The sequence below is a fragment of the Luteibacter sp. NPDC104163 genome (assembly GCF_055584245.1).
Map to the genome: position 1 here is coordinate 622,264 of NZ_JBVJMK010000001.1, position 13,019 is coordinate 635,282.

Here is a 13,019-nt window from a genome sequence, read left to right on the forward strand (position 1 = left end):
ATCCCGAAAGCACATGCCGGGCGCCGCTCGCATACTTCAGGTCCCGACGAGCGCGTGCCATGCCCCTGATGCATCGATGGCTTCTCCCCGCAGCCCTGTGGATCGCGCTGGTCCTGAGCGCGGCCGTGCTTGCCTCCGAGCGCAGCGAGAACCTGGCCAGCCCGTTCTACCACTACACCGCCCAGGACCTTGCTGGCCCACCCGGGTCGCTCATCCGCGCCGAGCCCATGGCCGGCGCCCCGCTGGGCGCGAACGCGTACCGCGTGCTGTACCGCTCGCGTGGCGTGCATGACGAACCCATCGCGGTCTCCGGCGTGGTGGTCGTACCGGCGGGCGCGCCACCCCCGGGTGGGCGGCCGATCGTCGCGTGGGCGCATCCAACGACCGGCGTGGCGTCGATCTGTGCGCCATCCGTCGCGGGGTATGTGTTCCAGCGGATCATCGGGTTGCGCGATATGGTCCGAGATGGGTACATCGTCGCGGCCACCGACTACCCCGGGTTAGGCACCGCGGGTCCGCACCCGTATCTGGTCGCCGGCAGCGAGGCCCGCTCGGTCATCGATTCGGTACGCGCGGCCCGACAGCTCCCCGGTGCCGATGCAGGGAACGCTTACGCTGTCTGGGGACACTCGCAGGGTGGACAAGCCGCGCTGGCTACGGGCGCGCTTAGTGCTTCTTATGCGCCGGAGCTGAGGCTCGTCGGCGTAGCGGCCGCAGCACCCGCCACCGATTTGCTGAAGCTGCTTTCCGACGATGCGAACACCGATGGCGGGCGCAACGTCACCGCGATGACCTTATGGTCGTGGCAGCAGGTCTACCACGTGCCACTCACCGACATCGTCGCGCCTTCCGCGATGCCTGCCGTCGACGCGCTCTCCAACGAATGCATCGAATCGTGGTCGGACATCCTTGCGCGTTCCCGCTCGCAACGTCCACTACGGCAGGAGTTCCTGACGGTGCCGAACCTTAGCCAGGTCGAACCGTGGAAGACTCTCCTCGCAGCCGATGCCACGGGCACGCCGCCCGTGGGGATGCCGTTGTTGATTACGCAAGGGAGCGCTGATGGGCTGGTGTTACCGGCGGTGACGCGCGCTTATGTGCAGGCGCGGTGCAAGGCTGGAGAGCGGGTGCAGTATGTTGAGTTGCCGGGTGTGCATCATGGGATGGCGGCTATGGATAGTGCGGCGGTTGCTGTGAAGTGGATGGCGGATCGGTTTGCCGGGGTGGCGGTGCCGACGAGTTGTCCGTTGGCGGGTTGATAGATCCAGCGACGCTCGCCGGATAGACCGCCTGCCTCCGCGACGAAAAAAGCACCATGTCAGACGATCTGGCTCATGTACGTCCGATCGAACGCGTCAACCCATTAAGACATCCCTGAGCAACTGTTCCGCCTCTGGCCGAGTCACCGGATCATCCAGCCTTCCTCTGAGCTGCCTCAGCAATTCGTGGAATCGCGCGAGCCTTCCCAACCTTTCCACGACCTCGGCACTTGCCGTGGCCTCCCCCGAAGCCGCTCGGTATGGGATAGTGGAAAGACGAACCCATGCATTTAGACGCGCCAGCTCCGGCTCGAGCCGCTCCTCAGCCTCCTTTTTGTCCATGCATGGCCCGACCAACGCACCAAGGATAGGCAAGCTCATAGCTCCCGGCACGATGGTGGAAAGCTTCATTGTCGGCCTGCCCACCGCGTCAGCAAATGGCTTTGGCGGATCGCGCGCTAACGACGGAAGGAATATGACGCGAACCTCACGCTCTTCCACGAAACCCTCGTCCTTGATCATCAGGCTCAAGACGCGGACAGCCGCGCTGGCAGCAAGATGAATATGACGATCTGACACCTCTTGGCTTAGGCCGAACTGGTGATATATGGTGTCCTTCAGGTAGCGACGGCGCTCTTCAAACATCTCCGCATACGCAATCGCGAGGAACTTCATTAGAAGCCGTGGTGCCGCACGTCCGTAGATCGTCGGGACGATGAAAGCCCCAGCGCAAGGCCTTAGTAGTTTCTCCAGGTCGAACCACGACATGACCAGCGCAACACCATTTCCGTTACCACCGTATCCGCGCCACATACTTAGTATATCGGGGAGCGGTCCGGCTGCGGAGAAACAGCAGATATGTGCGTCCACCGGAGATTCCACCAGCTTCTTCTTGAGTCGCCTGGCGCAATCACCCACGCCCCGCGGCCACTTCTCGCTGTATGTAGAATTCCTTATGACGTAGTCCATAAATGGACCAACGCCTTTACGCGTCCAATTCGAACCAAGGAATAGTTCCTCAAGTCCCAGGCAATGCTCCCGTGAGTCGTTTTGATATGCGACGTGACCAAGCCAAAGATCTTGTGAATGGAGGATTTGAAACGCAACATCGGCCCGCGTGAAGTGCGAAATACATCCCGCATAATCCGATGCAAACATGATTCCTTCGCCGCCGATGCCCCCATCGGCATCGATATAGTTCTGCAGGAGCACCAGGACGCGCGACAATAGCGCCCTTGCCAATTCGGTACATATGAAGTCGCTTTCTCGCTCAGGTCTTTTTTTGCCCATTTTGGCGACATCCGATCGAAACACGATAAGTACGCATCAAAGCGATAGTTACCCAAGATTCATCGCGAGCATTCTCCACTTCTTCAGCATGGCAGCTTGTTTCGGATTGTTCGTGCTTGCGGCCATGTCAACGAACAGCTTCAAGGTTTCCACGAAGTCGTCCAGTTCTCGAGATTCCATCCTGAGCGCCGCGACCTCCTGGAGTTTCGTCTGATCGGCAGCGGTCAACCTGTTGCTCACGAGAGAACGTACGAGCACGAGGAGGCCGATGACGGCAATTGGCTCGACCTCGCCTGATGACGGCGTTGTCGCGGCGGCGATGCGCGCGGTGGCAGCGGCCAGCAATTTTTTCGCCTGAGTTTTCGCCCTTGCGGAAAGCGGCCTGGAGAACGCCACGGCAGCATGTTTCAAGGCAGCGTTCACAAGGATCCGGGCGTCAGGCAATGCCTCGCCCATCGCATGGGACTTCGCGTCGTCGTAGCACTGGTGCATCTGTTTCAGGGCCGAGATTCGGCCGGCCCCGGTTAGCAGGCGAACCTGGCGTTTCCGCATGACGCCCAAGCCCAGCCAATGCGACGCGCAGTCGGGATGCAACGCATAGAGCGAACCCAGATGGGCGAGCCCCGCTTCGATCGCCGCGAGGCTAGCTGCATTGCCTTCCGAGACCGGACTTTGCAAAGCAAGGCGAATACGTAGATCCACAAGTGATTCGGTGACGTCCAGCGGAACCGACCCCTCCACGGCGACTAGTGCACCGTCTAGACTCCCGATCGCGCACGGCCCGTTTCCGAAGTGTCGGTAGCGCTCACCCAACGAAACACGCACCATCGAATGACCGCCAAACCCGAGCTCCTCCGCGCGCTTCTGCATGACCGCAACCTCATCTTCCGTGCCAGCAACGTCGACGCCCTCCACGGCGAAATGCTGTGCGGACGCGTAGGGAACACTAGCGAGGTCCTGCCCAGCCCGCCGCCCCTGCGGCCGCAACCGGAATGACGGGTCGCCGTAGCACTGATACGCCGCCCATGTATTCGAATCGGGGAATGCCTCGAATGTGGCGCGCCGAGCGTCGATCACGGCTTGACCGAACTCTTCGCCAGCGAGCATGCGGGCATAGAACGTCGTAGCGAACAACGACGCAGCGGCGTCCTCGACCGCCCATCCGGCGGCAACGACGACTTTCACCCCAATGCGAATGAACTGTTCACCGAATCCTGCAGCCATGGTGTTCTGCTCGCGAAAGTCCTCTCCCTCCTCGCCCCATGGCGAAAACGCTCCGAGGTGGCAGCAATTGATGAAGACGAGGTCCGGTAGGTCACGCATCTGCTCGACGTTGCGCGACGTCAGGTACTCGTCGTCACCTATGATCATCCCGCTGCGACTTTCCGTCGTCCCGCCCGACGCATCCTCCGAGAAATAGGCAGCCGGCACGGCATCCGTACCATGGCCCGCGAAGTGAATGATGCGGTAGCCACGATTGAACAGCGCGCGGATAATGCTTTGCGCATCCGAGTGGACCAACGAGGTCGGCTGGAACGCGCGCTCACTGAGCACCCTGGCGACTTCCACGCCTTCACTGGCGGCGCCGGGCAGATCCGTCATCGAACTGACAGGATTCGCAATGATCAGGGCATCGTTTCCCTCGGTCATGCTGGGCCTCGGGCGATAATTCGGCAGGCTCAGTTGCCGAATCATGCCCGCCTTCACGGCCTGGGGCAGGAGAGGTTCGTCGGACGGCGCGCCAGCCGACGCCCGGCCATGCCTGTGACCGCGATCCACGAGCATTTCCCACGGATAGCCTGCGGTATGGGTATCGAGTACGAGCCTGAGCTTATCGAGGCGGGGCGCAAAGTCCTTCAGTTCGTTCGGCAACAGCATCTCGAATAGCGCGATCTCCAGTTCAGGGTCGCGGCGCGTATTCGCGATACTTGCAGCGACCAGTTTGCTTACCTGGCTGAGATGGAACCCAACGCTTCGCAGCTCAGCCCTCGCACGGTCGGTGACGTTCTCGTATAGCAACGTGTCGTCGGTCATGGTGATCTTAAGCGGCTGCCACCATTCGCCGACATCATCGATCATCAGGCGCTTACGGCCGCCCCTGGCGGCCCGTATGCCACCATCGGCGAGCGTGAACTGGCCCTTGAGCGCGCCGAACCCACCCGCCCCGATCAAATCATTAACTGCTCGCCATGCGCCGTGTACACGATCCTCGAAAATCTCGATGATTTCGAGATGGGTGAGTTGGATTTTTTCCCGCTGGACGTCGGTAAGTCGTGCCAGGCCGTCCTTCACCCCATTCAGGATGGCACTGCACGATTCACGCGTTCCGGTGCCGCCAGCGCCCGTACCGATGAGGATGAAGGAGAGCCCGTTGCCATGGGCGGGCGTCGTATCTTGCACCTCCAGATACGAGGCAGCCCACTCCAGGATGCCCGCCTGTACGGCGGCCGCAATGTCGCCGCTCGCCAGGCCGTCCGCAACAAAGCCGAGCCCCACCACGATCGCCCCCTGGACCAACGAACCCGCGCGGTGCGCGGGCAATATCGCGAGCGCGCTACCCACGGCGGATGGGTAGCGATCAAGGGCGTTTCGGGCGGAGAGCGCGCCATTCACCGCGCGATCGAGTGCCCCCTCCGCGCTCAGGATGGAATCGCCGGCATAATGGCCAACGACGACGGGGTAACTGGCATGCTGGAGATCGCCCCACACCACCTGCACCGTAATGCGGGCCAGCGGAGGACGCTGCCTTGATATCGGCGCCGTTCCGGCACCCATCGCGGCGCGGACGAGATCCCTCTGATCGGGAAGGTAGCCCAGTTGCTCACCCCTGAGTTCGTAGGCGACTGTCTCACCGCGAACAGACGGCGGGCTCTGTGACAGCAGGTTCGTCGAACCGCGGTTGAGGATGTCTACGTATCCCGCATGCCCCGCTTTGAATCCGGGAATATCGCCATGGACAGCCGGAACGTACCAGCAGGTGACTCCCGCAGGAATGCCGCCCTCCCATGGCACCCTGCCATCGCCTCGCGGCGTGGCCATGAACTTGAGCCGGGGAGCGGAGCCCGTACTATCGATTTGGATTCCTATGGGCGTCTGGTCATTCTTGCCAGCCACATAGAAGACCCTGCTACTGTCGAGAATCTGCTTGTTCAATTTGCCACGAAACGCCCTGGCCCTGTCCAGCCCGGCCTGCGTGGGGATGGGCCAGTCAGGCTTGATGTAGTGCAACAGATCCGACCATACGGCGGAATCGTAGTAGTCGCGGTCGCTGCGCGATGGGAGCATATCCAGCGCACCCTGAAACTCTGCCGCGATCGCGACGATCTCTGCACGACTGTGGCTAACGTCGAGATCAGCCAGCAACCTTATCAGCTTTTCCTGGCCCGTAAGAATCAGGGAAATGGCGTGCGATCCCTCGTTAGGTGTCCCGAGCATGAGCGCCCGCGCGCCGGCATGCTTCGTCACCTCGGGCCAGGCGCTATCGCTTTGTAGCATCATCGCGCGAAGCACCAGGCCACCCATCGAATGGGCGACGATGCGTATCGGTTGCACGTCGGCATCAATGGATTTCAGCTTCGCTTTCAGCGCCTCGTTGAGCCGTCGCCCCGCATCTTCAATCGATCCTCGCCAGTCGTAGGGAAATGGGTTTACCTCATGCGACGTCGCGAGGTAGTCGACCAGCGAACCGTACGTATCGCCATCGATCACCTCGACATCGAGGGGTGGCCCGCTAACCTTCATTTTGCTGAAACCGCCGAAGACCAGTTTGAGCTTGTTGAGCCAGATGCGATTCCCGCGGTCCGTGAGGTAGCTGCCCATGATGCCGGGCACGACATAAACGATCGGCGGTTTGGACAGGCCCGAACGACTACGGGGCGTTGCATCGATCACAGGGGAACGGAGAGCCTCCTGGTTGGTGATCAGTTCATCGAAGTCGTTTAAGCGGGTGCTATCGAGCGTCAACCCTTCAACCACCCTGTTAGCGGTAATCTCATGGCTGAAGTAATTGAAATGATTGATCCCACTACCCTTCTGGAAATAGCGATAAGCGCGCTGCGCGCGCGTCGCGCCTCCCGTCATCGATGGCGTGTCCACGACGAGGTCGTTGTCGTGACTGAAGAATGCGTCGATGGCCAGCATCTTGAGCCGCCCGAGCAGATCGGTTTCCTCCGTATCGCCAGAGATCACCGTCAACCTGTCGCGCGTCGTAGCGCCGGGGGCATTGATCAAAGCGCGGATAAAAGGCGACGCCGGGTTTTGCGCCCGCAGCCCCGGTAGTACATCGAGATCGGCCAGATCAAGCAGGACCGCCTTCAACAGGTCACCCGTCATGCTGAGCGGAACCTTGTAAGCCGGTGCAAGGGTGTCGACCAGAGGCTTAGCGCAATAACCGATGACATTCAGGCTGATCGAGAGCCAGCGCTTCAGGTCGCCCGAGGCGATCGTCGTGCCTCGTGCCGGGCACGCAACACGAACAAAGCGATCCACGTGCAATTTTTTCTCGGCCAGGCGGCGCACGAGCTCGTCAAGCTTGTCAGCATCGTCGTCCGCCGGTTTCGCAGCCGGATCACTGCCACCGTCTTTTACAAGGCGTCGAAACGCTTCGACGCCGACGCTAGGAAAACCGTCCGCGCCGGTGTCCCCACGCGCGAGCAGCTCGCCTACGAGTCCACCTCTCGAATGACTCAACACGTGCAGTCTGGCCCCTGGCGGCAACAGCTTTACCAACGCCAGGACGTTGTCGATGGGACTTTCGCTCAACGTGCGGTGCTCGAATCCGAGAATTCGGCCCTCGCCATAGAACGTCCGCAATGCCGCCATGCGGCGTCCGCCGCCCCGCTGCCAAAGGTTGGCGAAACTACCCGATACACTCGACGCCGTGCCGTGCAACATCAAGAGATAGGCACGGTCGGACGCATTAGCCGGAGGAAAGCTTGCCGGCCGGAATTCAGGCTCATTCTCTGGTCCCAGCACATAGAGCCCATGCTCACGCTCAATTGTTTCAATCCGCGTTACGACGCTCCCTCGTGTGGCATTTGCCAGAAATGCGTCCGGCCTGAAACCAAAAAACCTCAGCGCCTTCACCAGTGAAGCGTATGCGCCGCGCTCAGAAGGCCCAAGGGGATCCAGGATAATCGCGCCATCGCCGCGGTCACGTCGCGCCTGAAAGAGCCCGGAGGTTGGAAGGTCGGCGGTACGCATCCACAGAAGAACACCGCCTTCAAGCTCGATTTCACAACAGGCGTTCTCGGGTAGAGCGGTATCGATCGACTTGATTGCATCGACCGTCCCGCCACGCGCAGCAGCGCGCCATGAGAGTGTGTCGCCCGGGTGCGTATCCGCCAGGAGCCTTCCCGACCCTGCGATCAGCGGATTGGGCCTTGTACCGGGACTTACGGCGACCCCTCTGAATAGGACTTCAGCCATGATCTTCTCCGAGACATGACGATATGTTCCGCAGTCAGGGCGGCCCCTTCAGGCATCGTCAACCCGCGACGCGCGCACATTCAATAGAACAAACGGCTTATGCCCCGGCGATTGCGAAGCGGACGATACCAGCCTAGTGTCGCCACGCTGGCAGGCAATCATGATGAGCTTCGGGAGCCCTGAAATGGATAAGGCCACGGCGCGCCGACCGCGCATTTGTTTCGAACGCATCATCCCAGACGCGCAGGATACCGACAGACACGTACGCCGCCTGCTCAGCTCGGCGATGGTGAGCGCATCGACGCGGGGACGAAAGCTTTCTGCATCCGAGGTTGCGCACGTGACGCGCATGGCGCTGGTTGCGTCCAAGTGCTGGCCACCGGGCCATGTACTTCTCTGTCGCTTCCTCGATGGCAGCCCGGCGATGCAGGCAAAGGTGCGAACGCTCTGCAAGGAGTGGGAGAAATACGCAAACGTCAAAATTCGCTTCGTTAGCCGCGGCGCGGCTGAAGTTCGAATTTCGTTCTATGCAGACGACGGCTCATGGTCCGCAGTCGGGCGCGATGCGCTGAACACCACCTACTTCCCCACACACCAGCCAACAATGAACTTCGGCTGGGTGCGCGATCACTCGAACGCCGTGGAAGACCGCGCGGTGATCCTGCATGAGTTCGGCCATGCGCTCGGATGCATCCACGAGCACCAGGCGCCAACGTTCAGCCGCAAATGGAACAAGGCCGCGGTCATGCGCTATTTCCAGGGTGCGCCAAACTTCTGGAACAAGGACGACATCGAGAACAACGTTCTCGAAAAGTACTCACCACGCGGCATCAAGGCCACCGTCTTCGATCCCGATTCAATCATGCTCTACGCCTTCGCCGCCGAGTTGTTCTCGGATGGCAAGGGAGCCACCAATGAGAATTCGCTGCTTTCAGCGAAGGACCGGAGCATGATCGGGAAGATGTATCCGGCTTGATGACCCGCCGAGAACAGATACCCGGCGATCCTACGGGGGAGTCTCCATGGATGTTCCATCTGCCGAGCCGGCCCAGGAGGCCTGATCTCCACCTCCGCACGAAGAAAAAGCCCCGCACAAGGCGGGGCTTTCCGGAGACGACATTATTCCGCCATTCGATCAGAACGGTTGTGCACACCTGAGAGTCATACTTAATGCACTTAATCCAATCTAATCCGTTACTTAGCTAATCCTAACTCAACACCGAGCGAGAAGATAGTCGAGATACTGAGAGAAACAGGACCGATACGCTACAAACCGCGCTTATTGCGGACGGCGAGGGTTCCGAACGCGATCTGATCGCGCTCGGACACGTTTGTAGCCGATGACCCATTAAAGGGTCCCTGGCGGCGAATGATCGATTCGGCCTGGTATAGCAATTTGAACTTAAGGCTAAAGCGGCATGCAGCCTGGCGTGCCGTAACGCGATCGCGCATCAGGATTAGCAACGATCGCTTCCCAGTACAAGCCGGAGTTCGGCTACCGAGATGGGGGCCGAACGTTCAACGGGTTTCGTGGAAATGCATTGCGATGCCAACATGCGCCGCATCGGAAGTAGGCACCGAGTGCATCCATAAGGCGAACACGCTGTGCGGCGGGCATGCCGCATTTCTTACATACCCACAGCTGACCCGCGTCCGACTTCGTGGGTGACGTCCGTCGCTTCATTACACGCGTGCCGCCCGTCGGAAGATCTGACCCGACAGCCACCGATTCACTTTCCGAATCCCCTGCGAATTTCAGCGCGAACCAGCCAGGAACCTTCGCCGACGCGCATGACGGCCCGCCGCAACGCAGGCTCGTCCGTCTTCAGGACTCTCGTCCAGTAGCTCAAATCCGCGCGAAGGCAGACGTTGACTCGAGATATGTCCGCCGGGGCATCGACGTACGATTCATCAATCACGGGGACGATCCTCTGGCCGATGCCTTGTATGACAGGCGCGTGGTTACGACGCTGTGACGGGGCGGAAGGGCGGTAATCGACCTTACGTCGTCACCAAAGTGACGGCGGCTGGCCTCCCCGCGATAGAACACTCTTCGGCGAGTCCCCGCACCGGTATGCCCTGGATTCCTGCGGCCGGCGCGTGGGGTTCATCCGCGAGCTTGCGACCCGTGATGGCTACAGGGTCTCGCTGTTCCCTGACGGGGATCACAACCACTCGATCGAAGGCCGCGTCCCGAACGACGAGGCCTTCGCAATCAAGATGGCCTCGCGCTGGCTCGAGCGGAATCTATGAGCCACGCTTGGCAGCCTCGTATCGAGCTGCCGCGCATTTAGGGCAAACACCCCGGTGCATGCCGCCCAGGGTCTTCTGCCACGGGTTATACCCGCCGTGACCAGGGAACGGGCACTCCTCCCAGGTGTTCTCTATATCCCGCTTACTTCACGGGCGCGCCGGGCGGCGCCTCGGCCGTAGAACGCCATCAGCGCCTCCGGACGAATCGGGGCTTTTTGTAGCCCGGCAAGCACTCGGTACATTGGTGGTCGATGCGGTAGCGCTGGCGGTGGGTCCGGCAACTCGAAAACCACGACTACAAGGGCCACGGTCTTGGCCCTTGTAGTCGCGCTTAGTCGCCCCCTGGAGCGCGAGTGGATGGCGGCGACCCGTTTGGCGCGGCCTTGGGGATGAATGGCCGCTGGCGGGGGCCGTAGAACTTTAGCCCCCCCCCCCCTACAAAGCGAGGGGGTAAACGGAAATTCTTGGCATGCCCCTGCTCGCCGTGTTTAGGTACGCCGACCACACCCACCGTCCGATACCAGGAATATAGATCTGGCGGCATAACTGAAGACCGCTGCGAGAGGGACTACGGCTCAAGCTGGAATTTTCGATGGCGATGCATCCATATCCGCGCCTTGTACGTACTGTTGGTAATGCCAACCTATCCGTGTTTTCTTATGCCAACCCAAGCCGCCCGTGTCGCTAACCTACGCGCCATCATCGACCTGCTTGAGCACGATGGCCTCGTATCCCGGCAAGCGCAAGCGCAGTTCTTCGGCGACGTCGTGACGGCGCGCCGCCTGCAGTCTATGTTAAATGGTGGCCATATCGACACCCTATTTGCCGCCCACGTAGAGCACGTTCTATTTAGACCGCGCGGTTGGATGAGCGAGGCACACGAAGCCTCAGCCCCCTTTGCAACTCGAGCGCTTGAAACCGACGAGAGCTAGATCGGGTGCCAGGCTGCAAGGACCCGGGGTGCTACGGCTGCAGCGGCCACGAACGAAAATCACCACCTTTTGGTGCTAGGGCGTGAGCGTGCCCTCAGGCACTTTGAGGATATTCCCTTGGATTCCATGCTCGCATTTCGGGTGTCGGTGAAGCCGAGCGGGCAGACGTTTCAGGCGCGGCGGACGCTGCTCAGATCAGGCGTTCCCCAAGACTTCGCGAGTACAGAGATATTCACGCCCGCGGGCTCAGCCCTTAGGTATGCGCTCGAGGAGGGCCGGGCAGCCGTAGAGAGGGAAAAAGCGAAGAACGCGGCAGAGTAAGACTGGAAGGGGAATCCGCGATCGCTAGCTCAGCTCCGGCGACCATACCGTTCTGGGTGAGCTTCAATTTCGGCTTGAACAGCTATTGCTTTAGTGCCGACAACCGTGACAGCCCGACGGACCGCCGCTGACGACACGCACAGGACAAGTGCCTAGAGCTCGAGACCGGGCTCGTCTTCCAGATCAATGTATTGGAGCCTCCACTCCTCAATGCCTTCGTCGTGATTCACAAACCGCAGCCCCGTAGATCAGTCGGCGAAGGGTGCCGAATGGCACGTAGCTGGCTCGTCTACCGCTCGTCATCGAAGTGTCGAGTTTCCCACCCTATCCCGCTCGATCAGGCTGGCCCGACGACAGTGACGTGTTTGCCCGCGTTACCGCAGAGGTCACGGAAATAGCACCGCCTTCGTTGGAGAATGCTTCGTCGGCGGCTTGATCATCTGCTTCCTGTGTCGTCGAAGGGGGAACGGCATGCTGTTGAACCCTGGCAGCATCCGGCCCACGGTCCTTCGAACAGAGGGACCCGTAAACAAGGGTTATGTGGTAATGGGGCGGCATGGGGCTCTCCAACGATCAACTAGGATCACGCACTGCGGGTTACCTCGAAGCGAACAGCTGGTTAACTTAGTAAGCATTCGCTCCCTCACCGAGCCCGAACAGCGAACTACGACTACCGTCACATAGATAGGGTCACTGTGGACGCTCACCCGAAGGAGATCGATATGAACAGCGACAGCCGCAATCCGAGCCCGAACAAGACCACAACCACCAACCAACCCAACGGACCGAATCACGATCACGATAAGAAAGTGGCCGGCGTGCCGGGTGAGCACGACAAGAAGGAAAACAAGGAAGGCAGCGATAAGTCGCAAGTCTCGCAGAAGTAACGCAGACCGGCGGAGGCGGTGGTCGAGCACCGTTCCGTGACTTGAGCACACGATGCCGAGCCTCGAGACCGCCCTAATGACTCATGCCGGACTGGTAATGGACGCGTCGGCGTTGGATGCCGCTATGCTAAACGGCGATTTTGACGAAGCTCGTTTTTCGGCAATGACCGTCGCCGGCACCGCAGAAAGTGCGGGTCTCACAAGCGTAGCACGCGCGGTGGCTCGCTTGGCCGTTGCGCTGGGCCCATCTAGGCTTCATCCGGGGGCAACCTTCGGCCCGTACCTGATCCTTCTAGCGGAGGCCCTGGACGAGCCTGACCCTCGATAGTCAATCCGCGCCTAAGGTCTGTTTGCTGGAGAGTGACAGCCGCATCGTCGCTAAAATCAATATGTCGGGCCGCAGGGCAAACCGCTTGCCGCTGCCATCGAGCGTGGCGTAGATCATGTGGGCCGGAGTGGTGGCCGTTGCCCAGTTGACGGTGGGCATGGGCTAGCGAGGACATGCCGGGCCCGGCTCAGGCGGGCGCTTTCCCTTCCCATGACCCGGATCGACGAAGATGCCGTTCTACACTTCGCCCAGCTCTGTGCGGATGCGATAGCGATGAACGACGCTGCCTGGCCAGCGACTTCGACGAGGCCCGCTTCAGGGC

General features: G+C 60.7%; 7 protein-coding genes. 3 read left to right on the forward strand and 4 right to left on the reverse strand.

The window, feature by feature from the left end; translation table 11 throughout:
* Positions 1 to 59: 59 nt before the first annotated feature.
* Positions 60 to 1,259 carry a lipase family protein gene (locus tag ACZ6YI_RS02795; RefSeq protein ID WP_465777317.1) on the forward strand — a complete coding sequence of 400 codons (1,200 nt, stop codon included), beginning with the start codon at positions 60 to 62 and terminating at the stop codon, positions 1,257 to 1,259.
* Between the two features lie 96 nt (positions 1,260 to 1,355).
* Here the strand turns inward: ACZ6YI_RS02795 and ACZ6YI_RS02800 are convergent, their stop codons facing one another.
* Both ACZ6YI_RS02800 and ACZ6YI_RS02805 read right to left on the reverse strand, forming a co-directional pair.
* Positions 1,356 to 2,471 carry a DUF2971 domain-containing protein gene (locus ACZ6YI_RS02800; protein ID WP_465777318.1) on the reverse strand — a complete coding sequence of 372 codons (1,116 nt, stop codon included), beginning with the start codon at positions 2,469 to 2,471 and terminating at the stop codon, positions 1,356 to 1,358.
* Positions 2,472 to 2,597: 126 nt separating this feature from the next.
* The gene (locus tag ACZ6YI_RS02805; protein WP_465777319.1) at positions 2,598 to 7,976 is read right to left on the reverse strand and encodes a CHAT domain-containing protein; all 5,379 of its coding nucleotides are present in this window, start codon (positions 7,974 to 7,976) and stop codon (positions 2,598 to 2,600) included.
* A gap of 184 nt (positions 7,977 to 8,160) precedes the next feature.
* On the opposite strand from ACZ6YI_RS02805, the gene ACZ6YI_RS02810 reads away from it, so the two are divergent.
* Entirely contained in the window at positions 8,161 to 8,952 is a 792-nt protein-coding gene (locus ACZ6YI_RS02810) for a M12 family metallopeptidase (protein ID WP_465777320.1), read from the forward strand.
* A 754-nt stretch (positions 8,953 to 9,706) separates the two neighbouring features.
* On the opposite strand, the gene ACZ6YI_RS02815 is transcribed toward ACZ6YI_RS02810, so the two are convergent.
* On the reverse strand, positions 9,707 to 9,895 hold the full coding sequence (locus ACZ6YI_RS02815; RefSeq protein WP_465777321.1) for a DUF3606 domain-containing protein: 189 nt from the start codon (positions 9,893 to 9,895) through the stop codon (positions 9,707 to 9,709).
* A gap of 2,309 nt (positions 9,896 to 12,204) precedes the next feature.
* Between ACZ6YI_RS02815 and ACZ6YI_RS02820 the strand changes: the two genes are divergently transcribed.
* On the forward strand, positions 12,205 to 12,369 hold the full coding sequence (locus ACZ6YI_RS02820) for a hypothetical protein (protein WP_465777322.1): 165 nt from the start codon (positions 12,205 to 12,207) through the stop codon (positions 12,367 to 12,369).
* Between the two features lie 328 nt (positions 12,370 to 12,697).
* Here the strand turns inward: ACZ6YI_RS02820 and ACZ6YI_RS02825 are convergent, their stop codons facing one another.
* On the reverse strand, positions 12,698 to 12,856 hold the full coding sequence (locus ACZ6YI_RS02825; protein WP_465777323.1) for a hypothetical protein: 159 nt from the start codon (positions 12,854 to 12,856) through the stop codon (positions 12,698 to 12,700).
* Between the last annotated feature and the right edge of the window lie 163 nt (positions 12,857 to 13,019).